The following is a 17,125-nucleotide window of genomic DNA, read 5'->3' on the forward strand; positions in this document are numbered from 1 at the left end:
GTTTATCGGTAGCGACTGTCCGCAGAAGACTTCAACCCTAGATATACACTGTGCCTGTGTCGTACTAAAAAGCGCTGACCGATTGGTCAACGCTAAGTTTATTTTTCTTATAAAACCACTATTTAGCTTTACGGAGTAATCCAAAGAGGACACCTGAAACTACTGCACCAATAGCGACAAACAACAAGTAAAGGAATGGATTGCTTGTCAAGGCGATAACGAAGATACCACCGTGCGGTGCCATTAATTTAATACCAGCAAGCCCAACAAGAGCCCCTGTGAGGGCTGAACCTGCGATAAAGCTTGGGATGGCGCGGGCTGGGTCAGCGGCACCAAATGGAATCGCACCTTCAGTAATGAATGAAAGACCCATAACGATGTTTGTCAACCCTGAGTTACGTTCTTCTTCGGTAAATTTATCTTTAAAAAGAAGTGTTGCGACAAAAACAGCCAGAGGAGGTACCATACCACCTGCCATAACTGCAGCCATAACGACTGATCCACCATTAGCAACTGTTGCTGCAAGGGTTCCTGTACCAAAGACATAGGCAGCCTTGTTAACTGGTCCACCCATATCTACAGCCATCATACCACCAACAAGAAGTCCCATAAGGATTGCTGAGCTACCTGAAAGGTTTTCGAGGAAAGTATTAAGCGCTGTATTGATGGCAGCCATTGGAATATTAACCAAGAGCATAAGGAAGCCTGTCACTGCTACTCCAAGAAGTGGATAAAGAAGGATTGAGCGAACACCATCCAGTGAACGAGGCATACCAGCAAGAGCCTTACGAAGAACAAGGATAACACCACCAGCAAGGAAACCACCAACAAGGGCTCCAAGGAAACCTGATGACACACCAGCAAGTCCAAGTGTTGAGTCACCACCTGCAGCGTACGCAACTTTACCAAAGGCAAGACCGCTGTTAGCAATGGCACCGGCTACAAAACCAGCAACAAGACCCGGTTTTTCAGCAATAGAGTAGGCAATATAACCTGAAAGAACTGGAAGCATGAAGCCAAAGGCTGCACCACCGATTGATTTAAAGAGGGCTGCTAGTTCATTGTATGACCCTAGATTTGCTAATTGATCCTTGGGAACGCTAAGAAGATTATCCAAAAGAAAGGCTAAGGCAATCATAATACCGCCACCGATAACGAATGGCAACATTTGAGAAACACCACTCATAAGGTGTTTGTAAAAAGCACCGCCAAGGCTTGATTTCTCTTCTGAACCAGCTTCTTGTGAACCTTCTTTGGCAACATAGGTATCAGCTTTACCATCAAGAATGGTTTGGATTAATTCCTGAGGTTTTTTAATCCCTTCAGCAACTGGACGTGAAATCAACGGTTTACCATTGAAACGAGGCATATCGACTGCCTTATCAGCTGCAACAATAACACCTTTGGCTTTTTCAATATCGGCTGCTGTTAATTTATTACCAACACCCGAAGCACCATTTGTTTCAACCTTAATAGCAACGCCCATTTCTGCAGCTTGCTTTTTAAGGGCTTCTTCTGCCATATAAGTGTGAGCAATACCAGTTGTACATGCTGTTACCGCAACGATGAAGTCTTGCTCACTTGATTGTAGATTTGTAACATCATTTTGTGCAACAACTTCTTCTTGTTCGGCTTTTTTATCAGCTGCTTCTGCACCGTCAAAAGTTGCAATGACACCATCAGGAGTATTGATTTGACGCAATTCATCCGCAAAGCCATCTTTCATCAAGTATTTTGATAGTTCTGCAAGAGCTGCCAAGTGGGTGTCATTAGCACCTTCTGGAGCCGCAATCATAAAGAAGAGATAGGTTGGCTGACCATCAAGCGCTTCATAATCAACGCCTTTTGTTGATTTGGCAAAAAGGACGGTAGGCTCTACAACAGCTGTGTTTTTAGAGTGAGGCATGGCAATACCATCACCCAAACCAGTTGATGTCAAGGCTTCACGCGCCATGATACCTTCTTTGAATGTTGCAAAGTCACTGACCACACCTTCTTCAACCAAGCGGTTAATCATCTCATCAATAGCCGCTTCCTTTGTGCTAGCTTGAAGGTCCAAGATCATGACATTCTTGTTCAATAAGTCTTGAATTTTCATCGTTTTTCTACCTCTACTTTTTGATATGTTTCTTTAATAAAATCAATACTTGCTAAATCATCTGAAAAGGTGGTTGCCGTACCACAAGCTACTCCCCATTTGAGAGCTTCAAGGGCATTGCCTGATTTGACGAATTCGCCAGTAAATCCTGCTACCATCGAATCGCCTGCACCAACAGAATTTTTCACCTGACCTTTGATTGGCTTGGCAAAGTAGGCTGCATCTTCAGTTACTAGCAGAGCACCATCTCCAGCCATTGAAATCAAAGCATTTTGCGCACCTTTTTCAAGAATTTTACGTGCGTATGCTTCAATGTCATCAAGTGATTCTAAGGTGACATCAAAGATGGCTTCTAGCTCATGGTTATTAGGTTTTACCAATAGCGGTTGATAAGCAAGCGACTCTAAAAGTGTTTCCCCTTCAAAATCACAAACAATAGCTGCACCAGATGCTTTAGCAATTGGCAAGAGTTCTTTATACACTTGGTTTCCTAGGTTACTTGGTGCCGAACCAGCAAAAACGACAACATCTTCAGAAGTTAAATGCGCCAACTGCTCCTTCAAAGCGTCTAATTCTTGATTTGAGATGACAGGACCTGCACCATTAATTTCAGTTTCTTGATCAGCCTTGATTTTGACATTGATACGCGTATCTTGTGATACGGGCACAAAGGCTGTTGAGATACCTTCTTTTTCCAATTCGTCTGTGATAAAGCGACCGGTAAATCCACCAATAAATCCTGTAGCAGTATTAGCAATAGCCAAACGCTTTAAAACACGGCTGACATTGATACCTTTACCACCAGCGTACTTATCATCACTGTCCATACGATTAACCTGTCCAACCTCGACAGCATCAAGGCGAACGATATAATCAATAGACGGATTTAAAGTAACGGTATAAATCATACTTCAATAACTCCTGTCTTTTCTTTAATAGTTGGTAAGAGGGGGTGATCACAGTGGTTAGTGATAATGGTGACGTCTCTAACCGAGGCTACATTAATAAATGATGCTTGCCCCAATTTAGAAGAATCTGTTAGGATATAAGCTTTTTTAGCACTGGCAATAATGCTGCGCTTTACAACAGCTTCTTCCATCTCAGGCGTCGTGATATGTTCTTCATCAATACCATTCATTCCCAAAAATGCTTTATCAAAATTGAGGCGTTGGACTTGCTCTACCGCAATTTGTCCGACACTTGCATCCGTTGTGTTTTTAATAAAACCACCAATAATTAAGGTTTTGATGTTTTTATCCACAAGTTTAGCCGCATGATGAATCGCATTCGTTACAACAGTCAAGCCCTCTTGATTTAAAAGAGGAATCAAAAGTCCTGTTGTTGAACCGGCATCCAGAAAAATCACATCGCCATCTTGAACAAGTTCTGCGGCTTTTTGAACCAAAGCCTTTTTTTCTTGAATGTTTTTGATAGATTTTTGGCGGATATGAGGTTCATCCTGAAGATTATGTATTTTTTCAGCCCCACCATGAACACGGTGAAGCTTCCCTTCAGCTTCCAACTCATCTAAATCACGTCTCACTGTTGATTCTGACGTCTCTAATAAGTCAACCAAATCCTCCAAAACAACGTAGTCATCGAGAATTATCTTCTCCATAATCAGCCGTTTTCGCTCTGTTTTTAAGATGGCAAACACCTCCTACTGCAATCGTTTACAGATACCATTATACTCTTTTTTGCGAATAGGTCAATACAAAACAATCATTTTCTGTCATTTTCTTTCACTTTCATTATCGAAAGAGACTTAATCCCCTTCGAAAAGCAAAAGCAAACCTTGTTGACCTAATTTGGCGAACACCCGTTCTATCGGCATCGGCGCCGCCTGCTGCCTAGTCTACTTTTGATTTTCATTGAGTATAACAACCATTAAAAGTTTAGATTTAGAAAGACACAAGGACTATTAAAACACACTAAAATCCAAGTCAATGAACTTGGATTTTAGTAGCTCTATCATTTCTGTAGTGGGTAGCGCAACCGCAGAGGTTATGGGGCTTTTCCACTCGCTTTAGTGTGTCTTTTAAAACTTAGCCAAACCTTCACTAAATCTTTTTGAAGTTTCTCGCCCAAGCGCCAAAGCTCTATTGGGGCTTTTTAACTTTCTTTAATCAAAGACGTTGAATGCACAATGCGGTTGTCGCGTTCTGGGTAGATGTATTTGATGGCTTCGTTGACTGCTGTCGGTGCCTCGCCAAATCCTGTGGCGATTAAATCTGCCTTACCTGGGTATTCAGCAGCATCTCCGATAGCGTAGACCCCATCCATACTTGTTTTCAAAACTTGGTCTACAAAGATACGATTGCGCTTATAATCCAGATTCCAGTTTCTAAGATTTTTATTATTGGTTGAAAATCCAAAGCTGACAATTAAGGCATCTAATGGTAAATCAAGCGTCTCTTCTTCTTTGACTTTTTGAACACGTAGGTTAGTCATTCTACCATTTTCCCCAGAAAGTGAAACTGGTACGTATGGGGTCATAGTGTTAACAGATGAGTCTTTCATGACCTCAACACTGTGTTCATGCGCACGAAAAGCATCTCTACGATGAACAATGGTGACACTAGCCGCAACCGGTTCTAGCATATTTGCCCAGTCAACAGCAGAATCACCACCACCACAGATGACCACATTTTTCCCAATAAAAGGCTCGACTTGATGGACATTATAGTAGAGATTTTCATCTGCGTAGATGGCTTCATCTTCCAAGCCAAGTGGACGTGGCGCAAAAGCCCCATTACCGCAGGCAATGATTATCGCTTTTGACAAATGCTCGGCTTTATTGGTTTGAATGCTAAAGATACCTTCTTTTTTCTCAAAGGTTTGCACTTCTTCTTTAAGGCAGATGGTCGTTCGATCTTCAAAACGTTCCACTTGTTTGATAAGATTTTCCGACAATTCCCCCGCCGTAATAGCTGGATAAGCAGGAATATCGTAAATCACTTTTTCAGGATAAAGGACAGCCGGCTGCCCGCCAAGTTCAGACAAACTTTCAATAATCTTGACCGTCATGCCACGAAGCCCAGCATAAAAGGCAGCAAAAAGTCCAACTGGTCCACCACCGATAATGGTGATGTCATAAATTTTGTTAACAGACATGCTCAACTCTTTCTATAAAATCTTTTATCACAAAAGAAAGCTCATTTGGATTTTCTTTATTACTCTCATGACCAGTATTTTTCAAAATGGTTAGTTGACTATTTGGAATGAGTTTCTGTAATTCTTGGGACGTTTTAAGATTAAATGTATCCTTTTCGCCGCAAACGAGATGACATAGTAACTGAGTTTTAAGTAAATCTTCAGTCATATCAATATCGGCTATTCCTTTATAAAAAGCTAAAATATTTGCCTTGTCCCAACCTTGTTTTTTAAAAAAACGTTTTGGTAGAAGTTTAAAAATAGCAACTTGCAAGCGAAATGCTTGATTATTTCTAAAACGATACTGTCCCGCACACGAAACAATCCCTTTTAAATTAGGATGAGGATTCTCAAGCAAAGATAAAGCCAATAATCCACCTAGCGATACACCAATCACAAGCGAATTTTTGTCGCTATCAGCTAAGAGGTGGTTAACTTTTTCTTTTAGCTGGTCTAAATTTTCTGGCAAACGCCCATTGTCAAAGAGTTCTGGACAAATCACTTCGTGATCTTTAAAGTGACTGCTAACTTGATCCCAACTGCTAGCAGTCTGACCCAAGCCATGCAAAAAAATCAACCTCATTCCGCCTTAATCCTTTCCAAAATCTCAGCTTCTTCTTTGGTAAACGCATAATTTTCCAAAAGATCTGGTCGCCGTAGGTAGGTTTTACGCAGACTCTCTTCCAAGCGCCAACGCCGGATATTCTTATGATGTCCACTCATTAGCACATCTGGAACCTTCATGCCGCGAAAGTCATACGGACGCGTGTATTGGGGATATTCCAACAAACCTGATGAAAAACTATCATCTTGGTGACTGGCTTCTTTACCGATAACATCTGGAATAAGGCGAACCGTCGCATCAATCATGGTCATCGCCGCTAATTCACCACCAGTTAGAACAAAATCTCCGATAGAAATTTCATCCGTCACCAATGTCTTAATCCGTTCGTCATAACCTTCATAATGACCGCAGATAAAAATCAACTCTTCTTCTTGCGATAACTCCTCCGCATAGGCCTGGTCAAAGGTACGCCCAGCAGGATCTAAGAGGATAACACGAGGATTTTTTGCCCCAATCTTATCATAGGTATCAAAAATAGGTTGCGCTCGTAATAGCATTCCCTGACCGCCACCATAGGGTTCGTCATCCACGTGACGGGCTTTTTCTGCATTTTCTCGAAAATTATGGTAGGTAATCTCTAGCAAACCACGTTCCTTAGCCTTGCCAACAATAGAATGCTCTAGAGGTGCAAACATATCTGGAAAAAGGGTCAAGATGTCAATTTTCATCGTCTAAGCCTTCCATAATTTCAACATCAACACGGTTACCAGCCACATCAACATTTAGTATCACTGGCGGGATATAAGGCAGCAACAAGTCTCGTTTTCCTTTACGCTTGACGACCCAGACGTCATTAGCCCCTGGTTGTAAGATTTCTTTGATTTGACCGATTAGAACATCATTTTCATAGACATCGAGTCCAATGATTTCATGGTAATAAAACTCATCTTCCGCCAAGTCCGTGAGATTTTCTTCAGCAACTTTCAACATCGTTCCCTTATACTTCTCAACATCATTGATATGATAAAGCCCTTTGAATTTGACAATATCAAAGTTTTTCTGCTTGCGATGGCTAGCAATTTCAACATCCAGTAAATATTGATTTTTATCATCAAAGATGGCTAAGCGACTGCCCTTTTTAAACCGCTCTTCTGCAAAATCCGTCACAGAAAGCACGCGCAATTCACCTTGCAACCCTTGTGTATTCACAATTTTTCCAACATTAAAATAATTCATTTCTACCTCTATCTTACCTTTTAATCAGCCTAGCTATCCGCACGTTTAGCTTCTAGCTCCTTTAAAAATACCGCCACTACTCACTTGTTAAGCAGTCGATAAACTTGTTTTCCAACAAAGAATGTCACACATATCATAAGAGACGCTCATGCTAGGAAAAGCTAGATAAACCCTACTACTACTTGCTATTAAGCAGTCAATAGACTTATTTTCTAATCAAGCATAGCGCAGGGCTGAGCTGAACCATAAGACTCCTTGGTGTCAGTTACCGTTTGCTAGCAATTTCTTCCAAGCCTCTAGGACAGCCTGTTCACTAAAGCGACTGGCAACTTCAAGAGACTTCCGTCTAAACTGCTGTCTCACCTGCTCTTCCTGATTAAAGTAGGTCACGATAGCCTCTGCCAACTGCATGATAACCATCGATTCATCTTCTTCGTGGTCAAATGGAACCAAATAACCATTCTCAGCAGATGTGACAAAAGTCTGATTGCCATAAGGTACGTCCAAACCAATAACTGGCAAGCCATGTGATACCGCTTCAAGGATACTCAATCCAAATGTTTCTCGAGCTGAAGCTGTGAGATACAACTCATAAGAAGGATACACTTCATCCAAAGGAACATGCCCTTTCAATGAGATATAATCTCTTGCCTCCAAATCAATGATTAATTCTCTGCAGCTCGTCATTAATGATCCCTCACCATAAATATCTAAGGACAAGTTAGGGATAACCTTTTTAGCAAGAACAACTGCCTTTATCAGCCAATCAATATGCTTGATTAGCTCTAATCGTGAAGCAGTCATAATAGTGAAGGGAGTATGCTGGTCAGCTTCCTTATACTCAACCACTGATACACTTCCCGCAGGGATAACAGCCATATGTGGCTTAACTCCCATTTCTTGAAAAATGAGTTGTCCCAGCCTTTCCTTCTGCAACTCTGTTGAAGTCACAAAGACATCAATTTCCTTGGCATACTTAATGATGTAATAATACTCATAATTTATAAACAAATAGGAAGCATCATAGTTTCTAGGAAAATAATGCTCTGAATGGATAATAGCCGCTACTTTTGCCTTCCCCTTATTTTTCAACACCACCTGCGCAAAGTCAAAATGCTGACTACGATCCAAGAGTAGCCAATCCTCCTCTGACAGGTTCAAGCCTTTGACAAAGGTATCAAGAAAATCATGCTTAGTCAAATAGTGCCGATGATCCGCAAAGACAAACATCGAATTCCCCTCTTTAATGACTTCTTCATAAACCAGCTCTCCTGCAGGGTTTAAAAAAGTCCGCCTATACAAAGTTGCCTGATACTGACCATCAATCGTCTGAGGGGAATAATACTCACTATAGACGTGGCGATTCGTATAAAAATCTTTACGCAGTAATACCCCTTCTGCAAATAGCGTGACATAATCAACAATATCAGAATCTTCATCCAAAAAGCTAACCGCAATCAATTGCTTACCTTGCTGATAAAAATTGAGATGAAGACCTTGCTTATTGTGAAAATCTGCTTGGTCAAACTGCGGGTAGAGGTGACGGATATCTGACAAGGTTATACTTGGCTTCAAACTCGCATCCTCTAAAAAAGAGAGGTGGACAGACATGAGCTACTCTATCGGAATACCGACCACTTCACTATAGCGGCGAACGTATTCCCAACTTGGTAATTCCGTAAAAATATAGTAATTTTCCTCATCTAGTTGATTTAAGAATTTCGATCGATGTCCTTGAGCATAGTCTATACCTGAAATCTGAAATCCCACTAATATATTAAAATTATACAGCGTCATACTCTCTCCAATCACTACCAAATAGCTCCGCGCTATCCACTACTTGAAAATCGAGTTGCGCCATCTGATAATCAAGCACCTCTTCTCTCAAGGTTTCATCACGGTCAAGCTGCTTCACCTTAGCCACCATGGCTTCAACATCATTTTCCTCAAACAAAGTCTCTTCGTGGTAATACTCGAAACGATGGGCAATCGGTCTGAAAGACAAGAGACAGAGTCTCGCCATGACCGCTCGAGAGACGATTTCATCAACTTCGCGATGATGATTGATGTCCAAATAAAAAGACGACTTTTGCAACAAAGACTTAACATCAGTATTGCTAAGCCCTGATAAAACCGTCACATTTGCATACCTCTCCAAATCCTGTAAAGTCGGTGAAACCGTCGTCCTTGCTCCGATAGACAGATGATACTCTGGCAAATGCTCGACCAGATAAGACAAGCCTTCCAGCTGATCACTAGCCGTCAAGACGAACAAACTCTTTTTTTCTTTAGGACCGACAGCTTGCGTCATCACCTTTTGATACAAGCTTTTTCGCCGCTGACTATGCTCCGTCACATCAATCACCAAACGATTTGACAACTCGGGTAGGTCATTTATCTGCTGGTGTTCCTGCCTATTTAAAAAAGCAAGATTATTGTCATCATCACTTAGTAGGTCAATATCACTCGTGACAAGCTGACGTGATTCGCCTTGCGCCTGTAAAACAGCGATTAAAAAGGCTAATCGATTGGGATAATAGCCGTCAAGTTTTTCTGTATTGGAAACGATAATACCTTCCTTGCCAGGAACCGTTTGTGCAAATTCTTTCTCTTGGTTATCGTAATAAATCCTGACCGCATGTGGTGTCTCAGGGTGATAGGTCTTAAAGAAGACCTTGCCATACTGGCTATAATTCTCCCAAAATAAAGGCTTCTCATCATCTGTTAACCAAGTGATATGGGAAATATAGCGCTTTTCTTTTGGGTTTGCAAAATCAAGGATTGCCTTTTTCTTTCCCCAAAAGCTAGCCTTGCCCCTGACTCCCTCATGAATGCCAACCTCCCAAAAATCTGGTAACGATAGGTGATTATGGTAGAGTGGAGACTTTTCCAGCGACGAATCACTCCCACCAGCCAACAACATCAACGACTCCACCGAATCTGGTAAAAAGCCATCATCTTCTAAAACGATAATCCTGTCAAAAAAAGACAAATCTAATGTCTCCTTGACACGATTAACCGCTTCTAAATTACGTTCAATTAAGAGCACTCTCTCTTCTCCTTGTTAAACAAATATACCTGTTTATTATACCATAGTCACCAACAATATTTCAGCAAACAAAAAGAGATTTTAAAGCCAACCACCAATTCTAAAAGCTATTAAGTCCTTACCAGTAAAAGGAAACTGGATGAACACTAGTTCAACCAGTTATCAAAAGCCCTAATCTGGATGGCAGACCAGAGATGATCTTCTTAACAGTATTGTTTAGGGGGGGTGCTGCGCTGTTAAGCCTATCATACATAAAGTTAGCTTTTCTTCTGTCTGGTTCAATAACTTTTGACACATTTTTTTGAAAACGTTTTTTGGTATAATATAGTCAAATGAATTAACTTTGAGACAAAGAACTGAGACGCGGGCAGCACTTGAGTAGGGCAAGGCGAAAGTGACGATGTCTCAACCTTAATTCAAAAGACTATAGCTACTGTAGAGAACCTAGCACTTCAGTTAGAGCTTCCTAGCAAGTATGAAGCACAGGAAATAACTGTCTCTATTGTAGGGACATCGTTAAGGGAGACTAGGCATAAAGCATCTTACCCCTGACATGACCCTTCTCAGCTGAAATTCTGCTAGATACAGGCGGTACTAATCAATGAAAAACACTAACCTTATCATTATTAACCCTTTAGTTATCCTTCTTGCTCGTCTTTTATGGTTGCTAATAAGGTATAAAGCCCCCTTTTATGATTTTGCAGGCACTATTGTTATAGTTTTTGTGTCTTTTTTAGTCACTTATTATTTTGTGAAATTCAGATAGAACCTTGTTAGTTGTGGTATATCACTTCACAGGATTAACTTTAAAAACATCTGTTAAACAGGTTTTTTCTGTTCTGATAACACAGAAATAGTATGGTTCAAGTAGAACAGCCGTTTTCAAATACATCTGATCAAAGCAGGCTTTTCTTTTATACACTCCGTTCAAACACTGAAATTGGCGTGATTATTTCTGTAGTAGAGACACCAGTACAGGGATTATGGAGCTTTTCACTGTTCCCATGTCATTTAGTCAAAACTTAGATTAAAAAGCTTTGATACTCACTTCTGTGAACATGCAAAAAGAGAGAACCAATCTGATTCTCTCTCGGTGTTAGCTATAAGTCAACCCACTACAGTTAGTTGACAAAGAACCAAAAAAAGAAAGAATCTCTCGACTCTCTTTTAAAATGAGGTATCCATATGTCCAAAAACAATTGAACAATTTAAAATGATGATAGTCCGTACGGGATTCGAACCCGTGTTACCGCCGTGAAAAGGCGGTGTCTTAACCCCTTGACCAACGGACCAAAGGTTAGTAATCACTAACAGCTTAAAGTAATATCAATATACTACTTTACTGGGGTAGCTGGATTCGAACCAACGCATGAGGGAGTCAAAGTCCCTTGCCTTACCGCTTGGCTATACCCCAAAAACAACAAAAACTATTTTAGCGATTTTTTCAAATCTTGTCAATAGTTTTTGCGAAAAAATTCAACTTATTTTTCATCAATCACAAGTCGAACTTTCTTACCTTGAACGGGCACCGAATAGACAATCGATCTTATGGCCATAATTGTGCGACCTTTTTTCCCGATAATGCGACCAATGTCGCTGGTATCCAAATCAAGATGATATTCTAAATATTCAGGCGTGTCCTGAATTTTAATCGTTAAGTGATCCGGTTGTGAAATCAAAGGTTTCACAATAGCAATAATAAGATTTTCAATGGTGTCCATAGGCATTTAATTATTTAGAGTATTTTGATTCGTGGAATTTAGCCATAACACCTTCACGTGAAAGGATGTTACGAACTGTATCTGAAGGTTGTGCTCCTTTTGACAACCAATCAAGAATACGCTCTTCTTTAAGTGTTACTTGATTTTCAGCTACAAGTGGGTTGTATGTTCCAACTGTTTCGATAAAACGTCCATCACGTGGAGCGCGTGAATCTGCAACGTTGATACGGTAGAAAGGTTTCTTTTTAGAACCCATACGAGTTAAACGGATTTTTACTGCCATTTTTAAAGTCTCTTTTCTTTTGTTTTAATATTTGGATCAACAGACAGGATACTCCTACTGCTTTACCTTAACTAGTATAGCAGAGTCATTTTATGGTGTCAAGTTTTTTTCTTGACACTTTTATTTTTTTAAAATCATTCGCAAAATGTGTCGTATATAGTCAAATGAATTAACTTTCAGACAAGGAACTAAGACGCGGACAGTACTTGAGTACGGCAAGTCGAAAGTGACGGTGTATCAAAGTTAATTCAAAAGACTATAAAAACCTCATAGGAGGGTATCCACATCCTTAACCGTAGCCATTGCACAAAGCGGTGCTTCTCATAAAGCTATTGTGTTAAGTCAACGTCAAATAGCTTCATAGCATTGATATTGGGCAATATCTTCAAGCCAATCGATATAGTCAAATGCATTAACTTTCAGAACAAGGGGGGGAAACGCGAACAGTCCTTGATACCCAATAAAAATCAAAAAACAGACTAGGCGACACAGATAGCAGATAGAACTACAGTCCATCAAATCAGGTCAACGAAGTCTGAATATGATTTTCAAAAAGCATTAATAGCCGAACTATGACTAGCTTCAACTAGTGAGACAGGCGTGAAAGACTTTTTCTTTATTTAGCCTGTACCGTTGAAAGCGGTCGTCAGCAGTCAAGTTTTCGATACTTCCAACTCCTTTGAGTTAGAACTCCAATCCCACTTTCCTATCTGTTATGTTCGACTGGCACCTTTAGGTTCTAATAATTTTTGAACAAAACCTAAGCCTATATCAGACAAAATAGCCATTAGGGCGGTTGGTAATGACCCTGCTAAGATAATCGCACCGCCATTGGTAGCGTTAGTCCCGCGGACGATAATATCCCCTAGACCGCCACCACCTACGAAAGCGCCGATCGCCGTAATACCAACGGCAACAACCAAGGCATTTCTAATTCCTGCCATAATAACAGAGAGAGAAAGCGGTAATTCTACCATAAAAAGACGTTGCTTTTTAGTCATCCCCATACCTTTTGCGGCGTCAACTAGGTCATCATTGACACTGGCAATCCCGGCGTAGGTATTACTGATAATGGGTAAAAGTGAGTAGAGAAAAACCGTAGCAATAACTGTTTTAGTTCCCAAACCGAGTGCCAGCATGATAATTGAAATCATAGCCAGAGATGGGATGGTCTGTAAAACATTGGCAATTCCCATGATAAAGCCACGTAGTTTTCGCCTACGAGCAATCATGATGCCTAAAGGTATCCCTACTAAGCCAGCTAACAGAACACCATAAATAGAAATCAAAAAGTGCCTTAAAAATTGAGAAAGAATGTATGAGCCATTCTGACTAAAATAATAGAAAAATTGTTCAACAGTAGACATATCACTCATCCTAGTCATTCTCCTCTCTAAAATAATCTTGTTTTTCTAAAAACTTCTTAGCAACCACTGAAGGTTCTAGTAATTTATCATCTACTTGGTGATTGAGTTTTTGCATCGTTTCTAGGTCAATTTTACCATCGAGACGATGAAGTAATTGCTCCAATTCAGGATTGTCGCGTAAAAGGTCATTATTGACAACCATAGATGTTTCATAAGGTGGGAAAAATTGTTTGTCATCATTTAGAATGGTTAAATCATAACTTGGAATACGACCGTCTGTAGAATACCCTAAAACGGACTGCATCTTACCACTTTCAACGGCATTATAGACAAGACCAATTTGCATTGGATAAATGTGCTTGAATGAAAAGCCATAAGTCTCCGTGAATTCTTTATAGCCGTCTCCCTCACGGGTCATCCAGGTACTATCAACACCTGCCTTAGCCGTATCGGCAACTTTGCTTAAATCCGAAATACTTTTAAGATTGTTTTCTTTGGCATAATCCTTGGTTACCATAAACGCATAGGTGTCGGCAAAACCGTAGGTTGGAAACCATGTCTGATCAAAGCGTTTTTTGAATTCACGCTTAACCGTTTTTGAAGCTTTTTTAGGATCTTTGATAGCCTTCATACCGAGAGCTCCTGTGATGTCTGTCCCTGTATATCGTGTTGCAGCAATATCAGCATCTCCTCGTAATAGGGCTTCATGGGTTACGCTAGAAGAACCTAGATTGGAAACCAAAGTCGCTTTACTATCGGTTTCATGCTCAATTAATTCAGCAATGATATTAGCAACGATACTTGATTCCGTAGTATTCTGCGTAGCAATTCTGACAGTTTTTCCCTCACTTCCCTTGATAAGACTACAAGCAGTAAGGGCAAGTAGTGACATTAAAGTGACACCTGCTACTAGCAGTTTTATTTTTTTCATTCTCATCTATGCTACCTCCCTCTTTTGTTTTGGAGTTAAGGCAAGTTCTAGCTTACCAAGAAGAAAATCAGCAATCAAAGATAATAAGATAACAGGGATGGTTCCACCAATAATTAATGGCGGTTGAAAAAGACTCAATCCGCTAAAAATCAAGTCACCCAAGCCACCAGCACCAACATAGGATGCTAGCGTTGCCCAAGCAATGACATAGATGGCTGAAAGACGAATTCCCGTCATAATGACTGGCATGGCTAAGGGGAGTTCTACCTGCATGATGGACTGACTTGGTTTCATCCCCATTCCTTTAGCACTGTCTTTTAAAACAGGGCTCACATTTTCAAGACCAATATAAGTATTTCTTAAAATGGGCAATAGGGAATAAATAAAGAGAGCAAAGATAGCTGGTAATTTACCAACTCCAAATAAGGGAATCATCATGGCTAAAAGGGCTAAACTAGGAATCGTTTGTAACATACTAGCTAAGCCAATAATCACTTTAGCTAATTTTTTATAACGGGTTAAAACAACACCGATAGGAACTGCCACAAGAATGCCTAAAGCCAAGGCTATGGCAGAAATATAGATTTGCTCCCAAGTTTTGTGGAGGAGCTGCCCACCATATTGGGCTAGGAAAGCATTAATTTCACTCATTTTGACCTCCCTCCTGCTCTTGAGAACCCCAGATAACATCATACATCATATCAACAAGGGCTGATCTGGTTACAATTCCAGTGAGGTGCCCTTGGTCGTTAACAACAGGCACATACTTCAGACCACGTTTGAGGATTCTTTGGGAGGCATCTCGTAAAAGGGCACCTTCATTAATTTTAAAGACCTCTTTTTGAAGGATGTCAGACACCAAAAGATTTTTACGATACTGATTACTAATCGATTCTAAATCAATAAAGCCAATTAATTTTTGATTTTCTGTGACAAGCAAGGTATCAACACGACGTTGTCTCATTAGGGTAATGGCATCAGAAATGGGTTGTTCAGCTGTTATGGAAACAGGATTTTTGAGCATGATGGATTTGACAGGCGTAATATCCATTTGGGCTTGCATCAATCTTTCTTCACCAATCATTTTCTCAACGAATTCTGTAGCTGGGTGGTGAAGGATTTCATCAGGCGTAGCCACCTGTACCATTTTCCCATTATCCATAACAACAATACGGCTAGCTAGTTTTAAAGCCTCATCCATATCATGAGTAACTAAAACAATGGTTTTTCCCATTTTTTCTTGCAGGGTTTTAACGAGGTCCTGAATCCCCTCACGTGTAATAGGATCAAGAGCACCAAAAGGCTCGTCCATCAAGATAACATCCTGATCAGCTGCTAAAGCACGAATAACACCAATCCTTTGTTGCTGACCACCGGACAATTCAGATGGGTAACGGTCTAAAAAATCTTCAGGTAATTCTACAAGTTTGATTAACTCTTTAGCCTTGGCTTTTTTCTTATCTTCTGGCCATTTCAAGAGTTTTGGAACCAGTGTGATGTTTTCATAAATGGTCATGTGGGGCATGAGACCGATATTTTGAATCACATAGCCAATTTTTCGGCGCAGATGAATAGGATTGATCGTTGAAATATCTTTTCCGTCAAAATAAATTTGACCTTCAGAAGGTTTCAACATGCGGTTAATCATCCGCATCAGGGTTGTTTTTCCTGACCCACTGGTCCCAATAAAACAAATAAACTCCCCAGCCTCTACTGATAGATTAGCTGTGTCAACGGCAACATTGTCACCGTATATTTTTTTTATATTTTTAAATTCAATAATAGGTTGATTGGTCATCCTTTTCTCCTTAAGACTAGTCGAATTTTCTAAAATTAATGCGAAAATCTAAGATAAAAACGCTCTCATTGACCATACATTTAAAGTGATAGAATGGTCATTTAAATACAGTATAACAAAATCAAAAGATTTTTACTATTATTACCTGAAAATAAAAAGCCTATTGCTAACTTTTTACAAAAAAAGCAACCAATAATCCTTTGCGAGGTGATAAGTCATAAAAATAAGGGCTATCGTCTTCTGAATTAGGTTTGATACATAGTCACGTTCGACTTGCCCTAATCAATTACTGTCTAAGCCTTTCTGTTCCTTGCCTGAAAGTTAATTCATTTAACGATAAGGTTTCTGCTATGGACAATCTTCTTGCATTCGTGCCACAGATGAGGTGGAGGGCGGGGACTTTTCCATACAAGTCTTACTTTTGAATAAAACTACATAGCCTTTGGCAATGGCTTCCTCTTTAACCCTAAGTCTTCTAAACACAGATGCGTTGGAGAACGATAGCTTTTTCATACAAGTTTTACTTTTAAATGAAACTATATAGCCTTTGACAACGACTCCCTCTTTAGCCACAAGTCTTCTAAATACAGATGAGCATAAAGGACTTTTGTTTTTTCATACAAGCTTTACTTTTAAATGAAACTACGTAGTCTTTGACAACGACTTCNGACTTCCTCTTTAAGCCCAAGTCTTCTAAATACAGATGAGCATAAAGGACTTTTGTTTTTTCATACAAGCTTTACTTTTAAATGAAACTACGTAGCCTTTGATAACGACTTCCTCTTTAGCCACAAGTCTTCTAAACACAGATGAGGTAGAGGGCGATGGCTTTTTCATACAAGTTTTACTTTTCAATGAAACTATATAGCCTTTGACAACGACTCCCTCTTTAGCCACAAGTCTTCTAAATACAGATGAGCATAA

General features: G+C 40.0%; 16 protein-coding genes and 2 tRNA genes. All 18 read right to left on the bottom strand.

Features of this window, described 5'->3' with window-relative positions; all coding sequences use genetic code 11:
• Positions 1-118: 118 nt before the first annotated feature.
• Positions 119-2,098: a PTS fructose transporter subunit IIABC gene (locus A3IA_RS0103250; protein WP_018379913.1), complete on the bottom strand. Its 1,980-nt coding sequence runs from the start codon at positions 2,096-2,098 to the stop codon at positions 119-121.
• Positions 2,095-3,006 (bottom strand): 1-phosphofructokinase, encoded by a 912-nt coding sequence (pfkB, locus tag A3IA_RS0103255; RefSeq protein WP_018379914.1) that lies wholly within the window; start codon positions 3,004-3,006, stop codon positions 2,095-2,097. Before pfkB ends, A3IA_RS0103250 begins: the two co-directional genes overlap by 4 nt.
• Positions 3,003-3,755 (bottom strand): DeoR/GlpR family DNA-binding transcription regulator, encoded by a 753-nt coding sequence (locus tag A3IA_RS0103260; RefSeq protein WP_018379915.1) that lies wholly within the window; start codon positions 3,753-3,755, stop codon positions 3,003-3,005. The genes pfkB and A3IA_RS0103260 overlap by 4 nt, the downstream gene beginning before the upstream one ends.
• Before the next feature lie 455 nt (positions 3,756-4,210).
• Entirely contained in the window at positions 4,211-5,212 is a 1,002-nt protein-coding gene (locus A3IA_RS0103265) for an NAD(P)/FAD-dependent oxidoreductase (RefSeq protein ID WP_018379916.1), read from the bottom strand.
• On the bottom strand, positions 5,202-5,834 hold the full coding sequence (locus tag A3IA_RS0103270; protein ID WP_018379917.1) for an alpha/beta fold hydrolase: 633 nt from the start codon (positions 5,832-5,834) through the stop codon (positions 5,202-5,204). Before A3IA_RS0103270 ends, A3IA_RS0103265 begins: the two co-directional genes overlap by 11 nt.
• The gene (trmD, locus tag A3IA_RS0103275) at positions 5,831-6,544 is read right to left on the bottom strand and encodes a tRNA (guanosine(37)-N1)-methyltransferase TrmD (protein WP_018379918.1); all 714 of its coding nucleotides are present in this window, start codon (positions 6,542-6,544) and stop codon (positions 5,831-5,833) included. The genes A3IA_RS0103270 and trmD overlap by 4 nt, the downstream gene beginning before the upstream one ends.
• A complete protein-coding gene (gene rimM / locus A3IA_RS0103280) occupies positions 6,534-7,052 on the bottom strand; it encodes a ribosome maturation factor RimM (RefSeq protein ID WP_018379919.1) in 519 nt (172 codons plus the stop codon). Before rimM ends, trmD begins: the two co-directional genes overlap by 11 nt.
• A 261-nt stretch (positions 7,053-7,313) precedes the next feature.
• Positions 7,314-8,627, bottom strand: coding sequence for a glycosyltransferase (locus tag A3IA_RS0103285; protein ID WP_169333471.1), 1,314 nt, complete (start codon positions 8,625-8,627; stop codon positions 7,314-7,316).
• Positions 8,628-8,835: 208 nt separating this feature from the next.
• Positions 8,836-10,101 (bottom strand): hypothetical protein, encoded by a 1,266-nt coding sequence (locus A3IA_RS0103295; RefSeq protein WP_018379922.1) that lies wholly within the window; start codon positions 10,099-10,101, stop codon positions 8,836-8,838.
• A gap of 1,220 nt (positions 10,102-11,321) precedes the next feature.
• Positions 11,322-11,393 (bottom strand) — tRNA-Glu (locus tag A3IA_RS0103300).
• A gap of 50 nt (positions 11,394-11,443) precedes the next feature.
• Positions 11,444-11,515 (bottom strand) — tRNA-Gln (locus tag A3IA_RS0103305).
• Between the two features lie 67 nt (positions 11,516-11,582).
• Positions 11,583-11,822, bottom strand: a complete 240-nt coding sequence (locus A3IA_RS0103310) for a KH domain-containing protein (protein WP_026217535.1) — start codon at positions 11,820-11,822, stop codon at positions 11,583-11,585.
• A gap of 10 nt (positions 11,823-11,832) precedes the next feature.
• Positions 11,833-12,105 (bottom strand): 30S ribosomal protein S16, encoded by a 273-nt coding sequence (gene rpsP / locus A3IA_RS0103315; protein ID WP_018379924.1) that lies wholly within the window; start codon positions 12,103-12,105, stop codon positions 11,833-11,835.
• A 713-nt stretch (positions 12,106-12,818) separates the two neighbouring features.
• Complete coding sequence (locus A3IA_RS0103320; protein WP_018379925.1) at positions 12,819-13,481, bottom strand: ABC transporter permease; 663 nt, start codon at positions 13,479-13,481, stop codon at positions 12,819-12,821.
• A gap of 1 nt (position 13,482) precedes the next feature.
• Positions 13,483-14,403 (bottom strand): osmoprotectant ABC transporter substrate-binding protein, encoded by a 921-nt coding sequence (locus tag A3IA_RS0103325; RefSeq protein ID WP_039827466.1) that lies wholly within the window; start codon positions 14,401-14,403, stop codon positions 13,483-13,485.
• Positions 14,404-14,409: 6 nt separating this feature from the next.
• Positions 14,410-15,045 carry an ABC transporter permease gene (locus A3IA_RS0103330; protein WP_026217537.1) on the bottom strand — a complete coding sequence of 212 codons (636 nt, stop codon included), beginning with the start codon at positions 15,043-15,045 and terminating at the stop codon, positions 14,410-14,412.
• 1 nt (position 15,046) lies between these two features.
• Complete coding sequence (locus A3IA_RS0103335) at positions 15,047-16,201, bottom strand: betaine/proline/choline family ABC transporter ATP-binding protein (protein ID WP_018379928.1); 1,155 nt, start codon at positions 16,199-16,201, stop codon at positions 15,047-15,049.
• A 693-nt stretch (positions 16,202-16,894) separates the two neighbouring features.
• Positions 16,895-17,125, bottom strand: a 231-nt coding sequence (locus tag A3IA_RS13310) for a hypothetical protein (RefSeq protein WP_244862324.1), incomplete at its 5' end; no start/stop codon positions are given.

The organism is Streptococcus thoraltensis DSM 12221 (assembly GCF_000380145.1).
GTDB lineage: Bacteria > Bacillota > Bacilli > Lactobacillales > Streptococcaceae > Streptococcus > Streptococcus thoraltensis.